A 16,065-nucleotide genomic window follows, 5' to 3' on the forward strand; every position below is an offset into this window, starting at 1 on the left:
CCGAAGGCTAGGCCACCCGCAGCCGCTCCGCCGCCGCGACCGCCGCCTGCGCCGCGGCACCGGCCGCGACCGCCGCGCTCTTCTCGTGCTCCTCGCGCTCGAGCATCTCCTGCTGCGCCCGCGTGGCCGCCTCGAGCACGTCGGTGATCTCGTCGCCCAGCAGCTCGTGGCGCTCGAGCAGCGCGTCCCGGAGCGCCTCGACCAGGTGGCGGTGCCGCGAGAGCAGCCGCCGCACGGTGCTGCGGGCGTCGTCGAGCACGGCCTCCAGCTGCGCACGCGCCTGGGTGTCGCTGAGGACCGCGGATACCAGGTCGTGCGGCGTGGCCGCGAACGAGATGAGGGAGCCGGTCATGCCCGCCGCGCCGACCATCTGCGCGGCGGTGCGCGTGGCCGAGGCCAGGTCTCCGGCCGGCCCGGTGCTGGTCTGCCCGAAGAAGAGCTCCTCGGCCACCCAGCCGCCCATCGCGATCTGGACGAGAGCGCGCAGGTCGTAGTGCGAGTGGGTCCAGACCTCCTCGCAGTCGGTGTGCGCGAGCAGGCCGAGCGCGTCGCCGCGCCGGATGATCGTCAGCACCTCGAGCGTCCGGTTCGGAGCCGCGAGCCAGGCGGTGACCGCGTGCCCGGCCTCGTGCGTGGCGATGAGCACCTGCTCCGCGTGGGTGTACCGGACGGGCTGGCCGATGCCGACCATCTCGGTGATGCGCGCGTGCTCGACGTCCGCGAACGACATCGACAGCGACCCGCGCCGCAGCGCGTTGACCAGCGCCTCGTCCAGCAGGTGCTCGATCATGACCGGCGTCCAGCCGTTCGTGGCGGCGGCGATGCGGTCCCGGACCGTGACGTCGTCGAGCTCCACGTCGGTGGAGCGCTTGGCCAGGAAGTGGTCGACCAGCGCACGCCGGCCCCCGGCGTCCGGCGTCGAGAACGTGAGGCGGCGGTCGAACCGGCCGGGCCGCAGCAGGGCGGGGTCGAGCGAGTCCGCGCGGTTGGTCGCGGCGATCAGCAGGATCGGCGCCTTGACCGGCTTGCGCTGCATGAGCTGGCGGTGCGCGGGCAGGAACAGGTTGGCGCGCGCCAGGAACCAGTTGACGAGCTTGTCGGTCGACGTCGGCTCGTCGAACGACTGCATCTGCACCAGCAGCTCGTTGACCACGCCGCCGGTGCCCTCGCTGATCACCGCGTTGGTCACCGTGCGCGGGATCGGGAAGGCGTCGAACGGGCTGAGGGCCGTCGCCGCCGACGCCATGCCGCCGCGGCGGATCGCGATGGCGTCGATCTCCTCGATGAACCCGATCGCGCCGCCCTCGGTCCTGGCCGCCTTGCGCAGCGCCTTGAAGTACGCGCGGATCTTCTTCGCCGTGGCGCCGTAGTACATCGACTGGAACGACGTCGCCGACACGAAGAGGAACGGGACGCCTGCCTCGGCCGCCATCGCCTTGGCCGTCATCGTCTTGCCCGTGCCGGGCAGCCCCTCGAACAGCAGGCCGCGCCGCGGGGTGCCGCCCATCTGCTCGGCGAACTGGCGGTGGGTCTGGAAGAGGTCGATCGACCGGCGCACGTCCTCCTTGACGGGGTCGATGCCGATGACGTCGTCGAGCCGGACGTCCACCTGCTCGGGCCTGTACACCACGTGCGGCGACCGGGCGGACCCCATCTGGGTCCCGACGAGCAGGAGCAGCAGCGCCGCGAAGAACAGCACCGGGACCAGGACCAGCGGGTCGATGGTCGGCATCGGCGGCACGAGCGGCCGGTTCATGAAGGCCGTGATGATCACGTACGCCTGGAGGGCGAACAGGACCGCGGCCATCCGGTAGACGCGCCGGCGACGGATCCGGTCCCGCTCCCGTGCGATGTCGTGCGCGCCCCGTCGGATGGGGGAGATGATCTCGTCGGCCACAGGCGTGCCTTTCCCTCGGCGCCTGGGATCAGACGACGCTGCGTCGCGGGAGGTGCGATCTGGCCATCGTGGGCCCGACCGGGTGAGTCGGCAAGATCGGACATATCGGACCACCCGAACGGTCCAACGCTCACCCGTCCGAGCGCAGCGTCCTGCGGAGGGTCTCGACCTCCACGTCGCCCAGCCCGAGCCCGTCGCGCAGGTAGGCGTCGAACGTCCCGAACCGCTCGTGCAGCTGGTCGAGCGCGGCCTGCAGGTACTCCGCGCGCACCTCCAGCAGCGGCCGCAGGAGCTCGGGGTCGCCGCCGGCCGACGCCAGCTGCTGCAGGAGCGGCGCGAACGTCTCTCGGACCGCCGGGTTGACCGCGAGGAACTCGTCCATCGCGCCCGCCTCGTCGACGCCCGCCGCGAGCAGCAGGATCGTCGCGGCCCACCCGGTGCGGTCCTTGCCCGCGGTGCAGTGGAAGAGCACGGGCGTGCGGGTGGGGTCGACGACCGTCCGCACGAACGCCGCGTACGCGGTCCTGGCGGTGTCGCCGACGACGAGGTGCCGGTAGACGGCGACCATCTGCCCGGCGAGGTCGAGCTGGGCCAGCGCGTCGAAGCCGCCGCCGCCCAGCAGCTCCGGCAGCTGGGCGGCCGCACCGCTCGGCAGGTCCGCGAGCGCGTCGAGCACGAGCAGCGTCGCCCCCGCGGGCAGCTGGTCCGGCCGACCCGACCGCTCGTCCTGCGTGCGGAGGTCGACCACGGTGCGGATCGCAAGACTCGCCAGCGACGGGTCCGTCGCGACCGCGGTGTCCGCGAGCTCGGCCGACCGGTAGGCCACCCCCGTCGCGACCGTGCCGCCGTCGGCGGTCGGACGCCCGCCGATGTCGCGCAGGTTGGTCACGGCGGGCGAGAGCAGGATGTGCGCGTCGATGGTCACGACGAGCAGCCTGCCGGAGCGTGCCGCAGGCGCGCCACCTGCAGCCGCAGGTAGTCCCGCTCCGCCAGGCTCGTGGTCCCCCGGGACGCCGCGAGCAGCTGCTCGGCGGCCTCGTCCGGCCGGCCCGCCCGCTCGAGCAGGTGACCGCGCACCGCGGCGAGGCGGTGGTGACCCGCGAGCGGCCCGTCGAGCTGGTCCAGCAGCGCGAGGCCGGCCTCCGGGCCGTGGACCATCGCCAGGGCGACCGCCCGGTTCAGGGTCACCATCGGGTTGCCGGTCATGCGCTCGAGCAGGCCGTACAGGGCCAGCAGCTGGGGCCAGTCGGTCTCGTCGGCGGTCGGCGCCTCGTCGTGCACCGCCGCGATCGCGGCCTGCAGCTGGTACTCGCCGACCGTGCCGCGCGCCAAGGCCCCCTCGACCAGCGCCACGCCCTCGTCGATCATCGCGCGGTCCCACCGGCTCCGGTCCTGGTCCGGGAGCGCGACGAGCTCGCCGTGCGGGCCGGTGCGCGCGGGGCGGCGGGCGTCGGTGAGGAGCACGAGCGCGAGCAGGCCGGCCACCTCGGCGTCGTCGGGGAGGCTCGCGTGCAGGTCACGGGTCAGCCGCAGCGCCTCGACGGCCAGGTCGGCGCGGGCGACCGCCGTCCCCGTGCTGCTGGCGTAGCCCTCGTTGAACATCAGGTACAGGACGCGGAGCACGGCCCGCAGCCGCGCGGGATAGTCGTCCGCCGACGGCATCCGGAACGGGCCGGCCAGCTCCCGCAGCGTCCGGCGCGCCCGGCTGAGCCGCTGGGCCATCGTCGGCTCCGGCACCACGAACGCCCGCGCGATCTCGGCCGTGGTCAGCCCGCCGACCGAGCGCAGCGTGAGGGCGATCGCCGACGGAGCGCTGAGCGCGGGGTGGCAGCAGCCGAAGAGCAGGAGCAGCGAGTCGTCGGCCTGGAGCGCGCCGCCCGCCAGGTCCATGGTGGCGACGAGCTCCTCGCGCCGCCGCCGGGCGTCCTCGCTGCGGTAGCGGTCCACCAGCTTGTTGTTGCCGACCACGACGAGCCACGCGTGCGGGTTGTCGGGCACGCCGCGCTCGGGCCACTGGGTGGTGGCGGCCAGCAGCGCCTCCTGCAGGGCGTCCTCGGCATCCGCGAGGTCCCCGGACCGCCGGACCAGCACGCCGAGGACCTGCGGCGCGAGCGCGCGCAGCAGGTCGTCCACGGTCGGGGCGGGCGGGTCAGTCAGGGTCCGGCGCATTCATCAGGGCGCGGACCTCGAACTCCTGCCGCAGCGGCACGCCGCCCGGCCCCGGGGCGGCCGACGCCTGCGCGGCGATCGCGATGGCCCGGGCCTCGTCCTCCACGTCGACCAGCCAGTAGCCCGCGAGGAACTCCTTCGACTCGGCGAACGGGCCGTCGACCACCTCGGGGGCGGACACGCCGTCCGACCGCACGAACTTCGCGGTGTCCGGCCACGCCAGCCCCTGGCCGTCGACGAGCTCGCCGGCGGCCACCAGCTCGGCGCCCAGGTCGTGCTGGAACTGGATGTGTCGCCGGACGTCCTCGGGCGCCCAGGTGTCGATCGACGGGACGCCCTCGAGGTAGTACTTCATCATCAGCAGGTACTTCACGGTGCGCTCCCGTTGATCTCGTGGCCCCCAGCGGGCTCCCGTCCACTGGTCGGAGCCGGTCGCACGTTCTCGACACGCATCCTTGCGGTTCCCGCCGCTGTCCGTCATTCGGGATTCTCCGGAGAAGCCCTTGCCGGGCCGCCGCCCGTTGCTACAACTCCGCCCAGGTCACGAGCACCAGCGCGAAGCCCCGGCTCGCTGGTCAGCAACCCCTCCACGACGGGGTGCTCCGGGAGATGACCCGGCCGTACCGACCGGTGCGGCAAGCGTGCAGCGAGAAGGAGCTCCACCGTGGTCCACCAGCCTGCCCCCTCCGTCGTCGCCCTCGTGGGCAACCCGAGGCCGGGGTCGCGCACCCTGGCCACCGCCGTGCAGGTGGCGGACCGGCTCGCCGAGGGCGCGGACGTCACGACGGTCGACCTCGCCACGATCGGCCACCAGCTCTTCACGGCCGACCGCTCGCTCCTCGACCCCGCGCTCGCGACGGTCGCGTCCGCGCGCCTGCTCGTCGTCGCCACGCCCGTGTACAAGGCGACCTACACCGGGCTGCTCAAGTCGTTCCTCGACCTCTACGGCCCCGACGGCCTGGCCGGCGTGGTCGCCGTGCCGCTCGTGGTCTCGGGCGGTCCGGCGCACCTGCTCGCCGGCGAGGTGCACCTGCGACCGCTGCTCGTCGAGCTCGGGGCCACCGTCCCCACCCGCGCGCTCGCCCTCACGGAGGCCGACCTCGCGGACCTGGACCCGGCGATCGACCGCTGGCTCGAGCGCGCGTTCGCTCCCCTGCGCGCCGCCCTCGACCCGGCCGTCGTGTCCGCATGACCGCCGAGATCCTCCGCGTGCTCGACGCCGACCTCGCGGAGCAGGACGAGCCGCAGCTGAGCCCCCAGGCCTACAAGGACGTGTTCCGCCGGCACCCCGCCGGCGTCGCCGTCGTCACCCTGCTCGACGACGAGGCGCGGCCCGTCGGGTTCACGGCCACCTCGGTCATCTCCGTCTCGGCCGAGCCGCCCCTGCTCGCGTTCTCGCTGGCGTCGACGTCCTCGTCGTGGCCCGCCCTGTCCCGAGCGCGCACCCTGGCGATCAGCTTCCTGTCCGCCGCCCAGGACGACGTGTCGGCACGGTTCGCGACCAGCGGCATCGACCGGTTCGCCGCCGGCGGCTGGACCGCGTTGGAGACGGGCGAGCCCGTCATCGACGAGGCCGTGTCCTGGCTGCGCGGGCGCGTCGTGCAGCGGGTGCCCGTCGGCGGGTCGTACCTCGTCTCGGTCCGGGCCCTGGAGCACGGCATCGCCGACGACGCCCTCCCGCTCGTCTACCACGACCGCACGTACCACCGGATCGGCGACCACACGGCCGTCTGAGCACCCGACCGCACACCCCGGCGCCCCGGCGCCGGGGTGTGCGCCGTGCCGCGCGGCACCGTCCTTCACAGACCCGCCCTCGCGCCTCCCCGCACCGGAGCGCTCGCGATGGGTTCAGGGATGGGTGCAGCATCCGTGGCCCTGGGGCCTACGAGTCCTGCACCCATCCCTGCATCGACCCCGCCGGCGCACCCTTGCGAGCCCGTCAGCGTCGCTCGGCTGCCTGGGTGGTCCGTGCGAACCGAGCGCGGGCTCCGTCTCGGTCAGGCGCGCGAGGTCGTGCGGGACGAGGCGCCGGCGCCGACCAGCTCGTCGTCGCCGAGGCCCCAGGCGCGGGCGAGCAGCTCGTACGAGCGGGCCGTGTCCGCGGGGTCGTGCGTGATCGTGGTGATGAGCAGCTCGTCGGCGGCGGTCGCGCGCACCAGGGCGTCCAGGCCGCGGGCCACCGACTCCGGGTCGCCGACCAGCCGCGTGTCGATCCGGTCCCGCAGCAGCGCGCGCTCCGACTCGTCGCGGAGCTCCCACGGCGTCGTCCTGCCCGGCCGCGGGTACGGGATCGCGCTCGCGCCGCTGCGGATCGAGAGCACCCACTCCGCGAACGGGTCGGCCAGCTCGGCCGCCCGGGAGGACGTCTCCGCGACGAGCACGTCGGCCGAGACGACGACGTACGGCGCCGCGAGCACGCCGGGCGTGAAGGCGTCGCGGTACGCCGCGACGGTCTCCAGCACGGTCGCCGGGCTCACGTGGTAGTTCGCCGCGAGCGGCAGGCCGAGCTCACCGGCCACCCGCGCGCTCTCCCCCGCGCTGGACGCGAGCACCCACAGGTCGAGCTCCGAGCCCTCGACCGCGGGGCTGGCGACTGCCCGCTCGCCGGCGCGGGCGGTCCCCGCCTGCAGCGCGAGGACGGTGGCCAGCTCGTCCCGGAACGGCCCCGGCGTGCGGCCCGCGGAGAGGAACTGCTGCTGCGCGACGAAGCGCGCGCGGAGGTCGGGGTCGGCGAACGTGAAGGGCGGCGCGGCGGGCACGAGCAGCCCGTCGACCACGCGTGCCTCCGTCGATGTCGCGGGCACCCGACCGGTCGTCGGGGCCGACGCGTCCGGGACCGACGCCGGACCGGCGGCCGGCGCGTCGGGCGTCGGCGCCGCGTCCGAACCGGAGGCGCCCTTGCTCGGCGGCGGGAACGACGCCCGGCCCAGCCCGAGGTCCACGCGACCGGGATGCAGCGCGGCGACGGTCCCGAACTGCTCGGCCGCGACGACCGGGCTGGTGGAGCCGAGCAGCACGGCGGCGGACCCGACCCGGATGGTCGACGTCGCCGAGGCCGCGAGCGCGGCGAGCACGCCCGGCGCGCTGGAGGCCACACCCGGCGCCAGGTGGTGCTCGGCGAACCAGACGCGCCGGTACCCCAGCCGCTCGACCAGCTGCGCGCGCTCGACGGCAGACCGCAGGGCGAGGGCGCCGCTGCTGCCGGCGGGCACGGGGGCGAGGTCGAGCACGGACAGGGGCACGGTACGGCGGGTCATCGGGTCTCCTGCAGGGCGGGGCGGGACAGGTGGAAGGCGGCGTGCGACGCGCGCACAGGGTCGTCGACCCGCTCCTCGGCCAGGTCGGCGAGCACGCGACCGATGGCGGGCGCGAACTTGAAGCCGTGGCCGGAGAAGCCGGCGGCTACCACCAGCGGTCCGCGGCGGTCCAGGACGAAGTCGTGGTCGGGGGTCGTGGTGTACGTGCACGAGATGGGGTGCGGCGCGGTGGGGTCGACGCCGGGCAGCCACCGGGCCGCGTACTCCTGGAGGAGCGCGAGCTGCGCGGGCTCGGCGGTGAACGTGCGGTGGTCGGGGTCGGTCACGGGTCCGACGGCGTGGAACCCGACCTTGATGCCCTCGCCGGGCGTGCCGAGCCCGTAGGTGCCGCTCGGCCACGGGTGCTCCCCCAGCGGCCGGTGCGTGAAGCTCGGCCAGTCGTCGGGCGTCCCGGACCGCAGCTCGAAGTGCGCGGGCTGCTCCTGCGTGACGACGAGCGGCGGCGCCTCGGCACCGAGCAACGTGGACGTCCACGCGCCGGCGGCCAGCACGACGCTCCGGGCGCGCCAGGCACCCTCGGCCGTCTCGACGAGCACGCCGTCGGCCCCCGGCGTCACCGACAGCACCCGCACCCCGTGCCGGACGTCGGCGCCGAGCGACGCGGCAGCGGACTGCAGCGCCTCGACGGCCAGGTCGGCGTTCAGCCGACCTGCGGTCTGCGTCTCGTGCAGCACGGTCCCCTCGAACAGCAGGCCGGGCCAGCGCTCGTGCGCGGCCCCGGGCGTGAGCAGCTCGTGCGGGACACCGCGCGCGACGAACGCGTCGAGCACCCCGGGCGACGGCTCGCCGTGGCTCACGCCGCCGGTCAGGGTCAGCACGCCGGGGAACGCGCGCCACAGCTCCAGCGCCTCGGCCGCGAGGTCCAGGTACTCGGGCCGGTCGTAGGTCTGCCGGTAGATCCGCGACGCCCCGTGGGAGGCGCCGAACACGTGCCCGGGCGCGAACCGCTCGAGCAGCAGCACGTCGCGGCCGCGGTCGGCGAGGTGCCACGCGGCGGCGGAGCCCATCACGCCACCTCCGACGACCAGGTGATCGACGACCTGCACGGGTACCTCCAGCCAGGGGGACGAAAACTGGTGGCCGGCCGGGCGTCCCCCGACCCCGACCGGCCACCGCGGAGACCCTGCGGACTGCAGGGGCATCCGGTCTGAGGGGTCAGCTCGTCTTGGGCAGACCCGGCGGGTTGGTCTCCGGCTTCTCGATCGCCTCGGCCGAGAGGCCCCAGCGGTCGAGGACCTCGGCGTAGGTGCCGTCGTCGAACGCGTGCTGCAGGGCGGCCGTCACGGCCGGTGCGAGGTCGGACCCCTTGAGCGTGGCCACGGCGATCTGCGCCGTCAACGGCCAGCCGCCGTTGAGCGTGCCGACCACCTTGAACTGGTCGGGCGCGGTCGCCGCGCTGTACGCGAGGCTCGCGTTCGGGCCGACGTACGTGTCGAGCCGGCCGGACTGCACGGCCAGCAGCACGTCGGAGTAGTTCTCGTAGTACTCCGGCTCGCCGCCCTTGATCGGCTCGAGGCCCTTGTCGATGTTCTCCTGGTTCCAGGCCAGCAGGATCTTCTCCTGGTTGGTGCCGGAGCCGACGCCCACCGTCAGGCCCGCGATGTCCTTGGGCTCCTTGATCTCCTTCACTTTGCTCGACGCGCTGGTCAGCCAGCCGAGCTGGTCGTTGCGGTACGACGAGAAGTCGTAGAGCTCCTTGCGCTCCTCGGTCACCGTGACGTTGGAGATCACCGCGTCGACGTCGCCGGACTGCAGGGCGAGCGGCCAGTCGGCCCACGCCTTGACCTCGAGCTCGAGCTTGAGCCCGAGGGCGTCGGCCACCAGCTGCGCGATGTCGGTCTCGTTGCCGATCGGCGTCTTCTCGTCGTCGGCGAGGAAGCCGAGCGGCGGCAGCCCGCCAGCCGTCGTCGAGACCTTGAGGACACCCGACTCCTTGACGTCGGCCGGCAGCAGCGCGATCGCGTCCTCGGACTTGGTCGTGCGGATCCGGTCCTGGTCGGGGCTGGTGCTGATCTCGAGACCGGCTGCGCTCGCCTCGGGGGAGGCGGCGTCGGCGGCATCGGTGTCCGCGGAGGCCGGTCCGGCGCACGCGGCGAGCGCCAGCAGGGGCACGAAGGCCAGTGCGCTCACAGCACGTCGGAAGGTCGTGGTCACGGGGATCTCTCTCTCGGTCGGGAGCGCAGGGGCGCGCTCGGCACGCCGTCCGCAGGGTGCGGGCGACGACGAACTGGGGGTGTCAGAGCACCTTGTCGAGGAAGGCGCGGGTGCGGGGGTGCTGCGGGTGGTCCAGGACCTGCTTCGGGGTGCCCTGCTCGAGCACCTGGCCGCCGTCGATGAACACGACGCTCGTGGCGACCTCGCGGGCGAACCCGATCTCGTGGGTGACGACGATGAGCGTGGTGCCCGTCGCCGCGAGGTCCCGGATGACGTCGAGGACCTCCCCGACCAGCTCGGGGTCGAGCGCGGACGTCGGCTCGTCGAAGAGCACGACCGCCGGCTTGACCGCGAGCGCCCGGGCGATCGCGACGCGCTGCTGCTGACCGCCGGACAGCTGCCGCGGGTAGGCGTCGGCCTTGTCCGACAGCCCCACCCGGGCGAGCAGCTCCCGCGCCTCGGCCTCGACCTCGCCGCGCGGCCGCTTCTGCGCCGAGATCGGCGCCTCGACCACGTTCTCCAGCGCGGTGAGGTGCGGGAACAGGTTGAAGTTCTGGAACACGAACCCGATGCGGGTCCGCTGCGCGAGGACGTCCTTCTCCTTGAGCTCCTGCAGCGCGCCGTCCGCACGACGCCGGTAGCCGATGAGGTCGCCGTCCACGGAGATGGACCCGCGGTCGACCTTCTCCAGGTGGTTGATGGCCCGCAGCAGCGTCGACTTGCCCGACCCCGACGGCCCGAGGATGACGGTGACCTCGCCCGGCTGGACCGTCAGGTCCACTCCGTCGAGCACCTCGAGCGTGCCGTAGGCCTTGTGCACGCCCCGCACCTCGACGAGTCCCGCGGCGGCCATCAGAGGCTCCCGTCGCTGCTGGTGCGGACGAGGACGGAGCGCGCCTGGCGCCCGTAGCCCGGTGGCAGGTCGCTCGGCAGCGGCCGGCCGCTCACCCGGGACCACCCGATCCCCACGCTCCAGCGGGCCCGCTGCAGCGGTGTCGGCGGCAGCTGCCGCAGCGCGCCCTTCGCGTAGTGCCGCTCGACGTAGTACTGGACGACGGTGATCACGGTGGTGACGACGAGGTACCAGATGCCCGCGACGATGAGCAGCGGCACCACCCGCTGGTTGCGGCCGTAGATGACGCCGACGATGTAGAACAGCTCGCCGTACGCCAGCACGTAGACCACCGAGGTGCCCTTGACCAGGCCGATGATCTCGTTCACGGCCGTCGGCACGATGGTGCGCATGGCCTGCGGCAGGATGATCCGGCGCTGCTGGCGGGACCGCGGCAGCCCGAGCGCGGCGGCCGCCTCGTGCTGGCCCTGGTCGACGCCGAGGATGCCTCCGCGGACGATCTCGGCCGCGTACGCGGCCTGCGACAGCCCGAGCCCGAGCACCGCGGCGCCGAACTTGTCGATGACGTCGAGCGTGTCGAACCCGACGAACGAGGGCCCGAACGGCACCCCGAGCGTGAGGGTCGGGTACAGGTACGCGAGGTTGTACCAGAGCAGCAGCTGCAGGATCAGCGGCACGGACCGGAACACCCAGATGTAGGCCCACGACACCGACCGCAGCAGGGGGGAGCGGGACAGCCGCATGAGCGCGAGCACGGCGCCCAGCCCGAACCCGACCACGGCCGAGGCGGCGGTCAGCCGCAGCGTGCCCCAGAGGCCGTCGAGCACGGACGGCCAGGTGAGGTACTGCCAGACGACGGACCACTCCCAGCGGGGGTTGGTCACCAGCGAGCTGATGACCATCGCGACCAGGACGGCCACGACGGCCGTGGCGATCCAGCGGCCGGGGTGGCGGGCCGCGACGACGCGGGGCTCGTCGGCAGGTTCGCGGACGGGTGGGGGGGACAGGACGAGGGACTCGTCCTGGTGCAGATAGGCGGTGGACACGGTCACTCCGGGGAGGTGGGAGACGGACGGGACGGGGGCGGGTCCGTACAGAGCCACTTCTCGAACGCGAGCGGCCCGATGTCCTCCGGCTCCGCGGTGGTGTCGAACAGGGGCGTGAAGCCGGTCGCGAGGTAGAGCGCGGCGGCCTCGGGCTGGCGCGGCCCGGTGGTGAGGTAGAGCCGCTGGTAGCCGGCGGCCACCGCGCGGGCCTCGAGCTCGGCGAGCACCCGGCGCGAGAGCCCGCGACGGCGGTGCGCCGAGCTGGTCCAGATCCGCTTGTACTCGGCGGTCCGCACGGTCGGCAGCCCGTCGGCGTCGCGCGTCCCGGGACGGGTCAGCCGGGCGGCGTCCCCCAGCTCGGGCTCGGCGCGCAGCCGGTACGCGCCGCCGGCGACGGCCACGCCGTCCTCGAGCAGGAGGATCAGGTCTCCGTCGGGCGCCGCGAACTGGTGGGCCGGGTAGCGCTCGAGCTCCTGGCGCAGGGCGTCGACGCCGAAGTGGTCTCCGTAGCGCGACGAGTACTCGTGCGCGAGCTCGTCCAGCAGGGGCCGGACCTCGTCGTCGAGCAGGCCGAACGAGCCGACGGTGAGCTCCGTCCTGGCAGCGGTCGTCGTCATGTCAGGCCGTCGCGGCGTAGCGGGCGGCGGCGAGCGGGAGGCCCAGCGTGTCGCGCAGCGTGGTGCCCGGGTAGGCGGCGCGGAAGCGGTCGGCCGCACGCAGCAGGGGCACGACGCCGTCGACGAGGGCCGGCAGGTCGGTGTGCACCGACGCCGGACGCACGACGAACCCGTCGGCGATCTCGTCGTCCACCCAGGTGGAGACCAGCTCCGCGAAGCCCGCGGTGGTGCCGACGAACGACAGGGTGCCGGTGTCGACGCCGTCGAGGTCGGCGAGCAGCTCGTGCCGGGCCTGGGCGCTCGCCCGGTCCGGTCCGACGACGAGGTGGGCGTCCACCAGCACCCGGACGTCCCGCGGGTCCCGGCCGGCCGCGGCGACGGCGGCCAGCACGCGCACCCGCGCCTGCGCGGCCTCGTCGGGACCCGTCGCCCGGACCCGCACGACGTCCGCGTGCCGCCCGGCGAGCTCGAGCGAGGCGGCCGTGCCGGCCCGCACGACGACCGGCGGACGCCCCTGCGGCGGGCGCGACGCGGCGGCGGCGGGCTTCGGCGCGAAGTGCACCCMGTCGTGCGCGACGAACCGGGGCCGCGCCGACGGTGCGACCGCGTCGTCGCCACGGTCCCAGTGCCGCCCGACCACCCCGGCCGCCTCCGACGCAGCCGCGACCGCCGACTGCTCGACCGCGACAGACCGCGGGCCGGCCGTCGGCACGTCGTCGATCCGCGTGTCCCAGCCGATCTGCCAGCCGGCGCGGCCGTCGCTCACCTGGTCGATGGTCGCGATCGCCTTCGCCACGTGGGCCGGCGCGGTGTGGGTGGTGCCGACGGTGGACACGAGCCCGATGCCGGACGTGCGGGGCGCGAGCCGGGCCGCGACGAGCGCCGCGTCGAGCCGGCCCTGCAGGGTGGTGTTCCGGCTGGGACGCAGCGCGAAGTCGTCGTCGAAGACCACGAAGTCGAGCGCTCCGCGCTGGGCGACGGCCACCAGCTCGAGCAGGCGGGCGGCGTCGAACAGCCGCTGGCCCTGCGAGCCGTGGTCGCGCCAGGCGGCGGCGTGGGCGCCGGTGTCGCTGAGATCGATGCCGAGATGGGCGTGACGGGACATGGGTGATCCGTTCGGGGTGCTGGTTCAGGGCGCGCCTCGCCGAGCGCCGGGCGCGTCGGGGTACGCGTCGCGCGCCCCGGTCGCGGGGCGTGCGGAGGGGTGGGTCAGCCGGTCAGCGGCGACAGAGGGCCGGACAGGAACGCGTCAGCATCGAACGGGCGGTGGTCCCGGTCGCGTCCATGGTCCGTCCTCTCGTCCCGGCGGCTGCCGGGGCTCGCATGTTGTCGACGGCGGCACCGGACCACCGTGACCAGGTCCTCACCCGGGGCACCCCGCCACGCGGAGGGTTGCCATCCAGCTAGCCGGGGCTTCGCACTGGAAATCTTGACCTTATTGGTAGGGAATTTAGACAGGGTCCGCGTGACCGTCAAACACCCGACCACATCGTGAGATCCGACGTCCGACAATCGGGCGCTTTGCGGGATCCCGCGACGGGGGCGCACGATGACCTCTCGGGACGGTGTCCCTCGGGCGGAGGTGGGGGCGCGTGACACGCACGACGCTCGGCGCCCTCGTCACGACCGCGGTGCTCGTCCTGGCCGGAGGATGCTCGGCCGCCCCGGCCGAGATCCCCCCGGCGCCCGTGGTTGTCGCCGCCCCGGTGACGGTCGCGAAGGCGGCCGCCCCCGCGGTGGCCGTGCCGCCGCCCGCCGACCTCTCCGCCCTGCCGGTCACCGACCCCCTGCACGTCGTGGCCGGGCTGCCCGGCACGGACGGGCTCACGCAGCGCGCCAGCGACGACCCGGCGCTCGGCCGGTGGCAGACCGCCGTCGTCGTCCGCGACACGGCCGCGCGCGTGGCACCCGCCGGCGCGGCCGTGGGCGTCGTGCCGGCCCTCACCCTCTCGGTCCGCACCACGCTGCCCGTGATCGACCAGCGGGGGCGGTGGTTGCGCGTCATGCTCGCCACGCGCGGCGCCCTGCCCAGCCAGGACCCGTCCCAGGTCAACGACCGCAGCGCGTGGATCGACTCGGCCGACACCGAGGCGGCGGGCACCAGCTGGACCGTCCAGGTCGACACGACCGCGCAGACGATCACGGTCGACGACGGCACCACGACCCGGGTCCTCCCGGTGAAGGCGACGGGCAGCCCCGACAAGCCGACCCCGCACGTGCCCGCGTTCCTGGTGGGCACGCGCTGGCTGGAACCGGGTACCACCACGCCGCGCGTCCTGCTCCTGTCGACCCAGAGCGAGACCATGGACGACTACGACAAGAAGACGCACACATCGGCCACGGCCATCCACACGACGACGCTGCGCGGCACGGGCGCCGTCTCCAACGGCTGCGTCCGGGTGGCCGACGACGTCCTCGACGTCCTCTGGCAGGCACCGGCCGGGACGGTCGTGACGACGGTCGGCTGAGCGGTTCGACGGGCGGACCCGCCGCCGCGCCCCTAACCTCCGGGGATGCGTCCGCTCCCGCTCCGCCGCCGTGCACTGGTGCGCGCCGCGCTGTTCGGGATCGCGTTCACGGTCCCCGTCGCCGTGCTCGCCTACTTTGTGCGCGCGCAGGTCGACGACGTGCTGCGCCTCGACCGGCAGGCGATCGAGGCCGCGACCGACTTCACGCGCGCGCACCCCGGCCTCGAGCAGGCGCTGGTCGCCTGGCAGCAGATCTTCCAGGCCAAGTGGGTGAACCTGGCCGCCACGCTGGTCTGCGTCTGGGTGTGGCGCCGCCACGGCCTGACCACGCGAGCGCTGTGGGCGTTCCTCACGATCATGGCCGCCTGGGCGGTGCAGCTGGGCGCCAAGGGGCTGGTGCAGCGGGCGCGGCCGGTGGTCGAGGACGCCCTGGAGCACGCCCCCGGGTCGAGCTTCCCGTCCGGCCACGCGACCAACACGGCCGCCGTCGCCCTGACGCTGACCCTGCTGGTCTGGCCCCTGCTCGGGCGTCGCGGGCGGATCGTCGTCCCCGCCGTCGCCGCCACCTGCACCCTGCTCACCGGGCTGGACCGCGTGCTGCTCGGCGTGCACTACCCCTCCGACGTCGTCGCAGGGTTCGCGCTCGGGACGGCCCTCGCCGGCGCGTCCTACCTGGGCTACAGCGGCTGGTCCGCGACGCCCCCCGACCCGGAGACGTGATGCACACCTTCCTGCACCGTTACGAGCTCGACACCTCCGCGCCCACGCGCAAGGAGGCCCTGCGCGACTTCGCCGTGCGCGTGCTGACGCCCGCGGTCGGCCTCTGGGTGGTCGTCGTCGGCATCGGCTTCCTCATCACGGGGCCGCTGGGCGGCTTCCCTCGCGAGGCGGCGGTCAACCGCTGGTTCGAGTCCGTCCGCACGCCCGCGCTCAACTCCGTCACGGCGGTCCTGTCGGGGATCGGCACTACGGAGTTCATCATCGGCGCCTGCGTGCTCTTCGTCGGGCTGTTCTGGTGGCGCACGAAGCAGTGGTGGCTGGCGATCGTCCCCGCGCAGGCCATCGCGGTGCAGGCCCTGGTCTTCATGACCGCCGCGCTGGTGGTCGGCCGCGAGCGCCCCGAGGTCGAGCACCTCGACGACTCCCCGCCCACCTCGGCGTACCCGAGCGGGCACACGGGCGCGTCCACGGCGTTCTACGTGACCCTCGCGATGGTGGCCCAGCGGATCGGCAACCCGGTCGCGCGCGCCGTCGTGACGGTGCTGTGCCTGCTCGTTCCCGTGGCCGTCGGCACCGCCCGGCTGTACCGCGGGATGCACGCCCCGACCGACGTCCTCATGGGCGCGCTGAACGGTCTGGTCTGCGCGTTCCTCGCCTGGAACTACCTGCGGCGGGACGTGTCCGGGACGGGCGCGGGCGCCGGCTCGGAGCGCGCGCGGGCCACCCAGAGCTGACGCGCCGGGCGCGGCGCACGACGACCCGTCGGCGCACGCGGCAAAATGTGAGCGTTAACAAATCGTGATCTCGGGGTCTTGACCGATCCG

General features: G+C 74.2%; 16 protein-coding genes and 2 riboswitches. Of the genes, 5 read left to right on the forward strand and 11 right to left on the reverse strand.

The window, feature by feature from the left end:
* Positions 1 to 7: 7 nt before the first annotated feature.
* From AC1DT4_RS12860 to AC1DT4_RS12875, 4 genes are all read right to left on the reverse strand, one after another.
* Entirely contained in the window at positions 8 to 1,897 is a 1,890-nt protein-coding gene (locus AC1DT4_RS12860; RefSeq protein WP_477090185.1) for an AAA family ATPase, read from the reverse strand.
* A 130-nt stretch (positions 1,898 to 2,027) separates the two neighbouring features.
* Positions 2,028 to 2,822, reverse strand: a complete 795-nt coding sequence (locus AC1DT4_RS12865; protein WP_477090186.1) for a tyrosine-protein phosphatase — start codon at positions 2,820 to 2,822, stop codon at positions 2,028 to 2,030.
* Positions 2,819 to 4,066, reverse strand: coding sequence for an RNA polymerase sigma factor (locus AC1DT4_RS12870; RefSeq protein WP_477090187.1), 1,248 nt, complete (start codon positions 4,064 to 4,066; stop codon positions 2,819 to 2,821). The genes AC1DT4_RS12865 and AC1DT4_RS12870 overlap by 4 nt, the downstream gene beginning before the upstream one ends.
* A complete protein-coding gene (locus AC1DT4_RS12875) occupies positions 4,047 to 4,439 on the reverse strand; it encodes a YciI family protein (RefSeq protein WP_477090188.1) in 393 nt (130 codons plus the stop codon). The genes AC1DT4_RS12870 and AC1DT4_RS12875 overlap by 20 nt, the downstream gene beginning before the upstream one ends.
* A gap of 166 nt (positions 4,440 to 4,605) precedes the next feature.
* Positions 4,606 to 4,714: riboswitch (SAM riboswitch) on the forward strand.
* Positions 4,715 to 4,730: 16 nt separating this feature from the next.
* On the opposite strand from AC1DT4_RS12875, the gene AC1DT4_RS12880 reads away from it, so the two are divergent.
* Complete coding sequence (locus AC1DT4_RS12880; RefSeq protein ID WP_477090189.1) at positions 4,731 to 5,258, forward strand: NADPH-dependent FMN reductase; 528 nt, start codon at positions 4,731 to 4,733, stop codon at positions 5,256 to 5,258.
* Entirely contained in the window at positions 5,255 to 5,800 is a 546-nt protein-coding gene (locus AC1DT4_RS12885; protein ID WP_477090190.1) for a flavin reductase family protein, read from the forward strand. Before AC1DT4_RS12880 ends, AC1DT4_RS12885 begins: the two co-directional genes overlap by 4 nt.
* A gap of 263 nt (positions 5,801 to 6,063) precedes the next feature.
* Here the strand turns inward: AC1DT4_RS12885 and AC1DT4_RS12890 are convergent, their stop codons facing one another.
* The 7 genes from AC1DT4_RS12890 to AC1DT4_RS12920 form a co-directional block, all read right to left on the reverse strand.
* Entirely contained in the window at positions 6,064 to 7,323 is a 1,260-nt protein-coding gene (locus AC1DT4_RS12890) for an LLM class flavin-dependent oxidoreductase (protein WP_477090191.1), read from the reverse strand.
* Complete coding sequence (locus AC1DT4_RS12895; RefSeq protein ID WP_477090192.1) at positions 7,320 to 8,390, reverse strand: FAD-dependent oxidoreductase; 1,071 nt, start codon at positions 8,388 to 8,390, stop codon at positions 7,320 to 7,322. The genes AC1DT4_RS12890 and AC1DT4_RS12895 overlap by 4 nt, the downstream gene beginning before the upstream one ends.
* 148 nt (positions 8,391 to 8,538) lie before the next feature.
* Positions 8,539 to 9,513 (reverse strand): ABC transporter substrate-binding protein, encoded by a 975-nt coding sequence (locus AC1DT4_RS12900; protein ID WP_477090193.1) that lies wholly within the window; start codon positions 9,511 to 9,513, stop codon positions 8,539 to 8,541.
* 106 nt (positions 9,514 to 9,619) lie between these two features.
* Positions 9,620 to 10,390, reverse strand: coding sequence for an amino acid ABC transporter ATP-binding protein (locus AC1DT4_RS12905; protein ID WP_477090194.1), 771 nt, complete (start codon positions 10,388 to 10,390; stop codon positions 9,620 to 9,622).
* On the reverse strand, positions 10,390 to 11,436 hold the full coding sequence (locus tag AC1DT4_RS12910) for an amino acid ABC transporter permease (RefSeq protein WP_477090195.1): 1,047 nt from the start codon (positions 11,434 to 11,436) through the stop codon (positions 10,390 to 10,392). The genes AC1DT4_RS12905 and AC1DT4_RS12910 overlap by 1 nt, the downstream gene beginning before the upstream one ends.
* Before the next feature lie 2 nt (positions 11,437 to 11,438).
* On the reverse strand, positions 11,439 to 12,053 hold the full coding sequence (locus AC1DT4_RS12915; RefSeq protein WP_477090196.1) for a GNAT family N-acetyltransferase: 615 nt from the start codon (positions 12,051 to 12,053) through the stop codon (positions 11,439 to 11,441).
* A gap of 1 nt (position 12,054) precedes the next feature.
* Complete coding sequence (locus AC1DT4_RS12920; protein WP_477090197.1) at positions 12,055 to 13,158, reverse strand: LLM class flavin-dependent oxidoreductase; 1,104 nt, start codon at positions 13,156 to 13,158, stop codon at positions 12,055 to 12,057.
* A gap of 212 nt (positions 13,159 to 13,370) precedes the next feature.
* A riboswitch (SAM riboswitch) is annotated at positions 13,371 to 13,488 on the reverse strand.
* 157 nt (positions 13,489 to 13,645) lie between these two features.
* Between AC1DT4_RS12920 and AC1DT4_RS12925 the strand changes: the two genes are divergently transcribed.
* From AC1DT4_RS12925 to AC1DT4_RS12935, 3 genes are read left to right on the forward strand one after another with little or no spacing between them, the layout of a single operon-like run.
* The gene (locus tag AC1DT4_RS12925) at positions 13,646 to 14,521 is read left to right on the forward strand and encodes a L,D-transpeptidase (protein WP_477090198.1); all 876 of its coding nucleotides are present in this window, start codon (positions 13,646 to 13,648) and stop codon (positions 14,519 to 14,521) included.
* Between the two features lie 45 nt (positions 14,522 to 14,566).
* Entirely contained in the window at positions 14,567 to 15,241 is a 675-nt protein-coding gene (locus AC1DT4_RS12930; RefSeq protein WP_477090199.1) for a phosphatase PAP2 family protein, read from the forward strand.
* Positions 15,241 to 15,975, forward strand: coding sequence for a phosphatase PAP2 family protein (locus AC1DT4_RS12935; RefSeq protein ID WP_477090200.1), 735 nt, complete (start codon positions 15,241 to 15,243; stop codon positions 15,973 to 15,975). The genes AC1DT4_RS12930 and AC1DT4_RS12935 overlap by 1 nt, the downstream gene beginning before the upstream one ends.
* The last annotated feature ends 90 nt before the right edge of the window (positions 15,976 to 16,065 follow it).

The organism is Cellulomonas sp. P4_D11, from assembly GCF_056401915.1.

Bases quoted from the DNA above. Each gene is read 5' to 3' on its own strand.
- AC1DT4_RS12930 (WP_477090199.1), top strand. From the start codon at position 14,567: ATGCGTCCGCTCCCGCTCCGCCGCCGTGCACTGGTGCGCGCCGCGCTG.
- AC1DT4_RS12935 (WP_477090200.1), top strand. From the start codon at position 15,241: ATGCACACCTTCCTGCACCGTTACGAGCTCGACACCTCCGCGCCCACG.
- AC1DT4_RS12870 (WP_477090187.1), bottom strand. From the start codon at position 4,066: ATGCGCCGGACCCTGACTGACCCGCCCGCCCCGACCGTGGACGACCTG.
- AC1DT4_RS12895 (WP_477090192.1), bottom strand. From the start codon at position 8,390: ATGGGCTCCGCCGCCGCGTGGCACCTCGCCGACCGCGGCCGCGACGTG.
- AC1DT4_RS12905 (WP_477090194.1), bottom strand. From the start codon at position 10,390: ATGGCCGCCGCGGGACTCGTCGAGGTGCGGGGCGTGCACAAGGCCTAC.
- AC1DT4_RS12890 (WP_477090191.1), bottom strand. From the start codon at position 7,323: ATGACCCGCCGTACCGTGCCCCTGTCCGTGCTCGACCTCGCCCCCGTG.
- AC1DT4_RS12915 (WP_477090196.1), bottom strand. From the start codon at position 12,053: ATGACGACGACCGCTGCCAGGACGGAGCTCACCGTCGGCTCGTTCGGC.
- AC1DT4_RS12885 (WP_477090190.1), top strand. From the start codon at position 5,255: ATGACCGCCGAGATCCTCCGCGTGCTCGACGCCGACCTCGCGGAGCAG.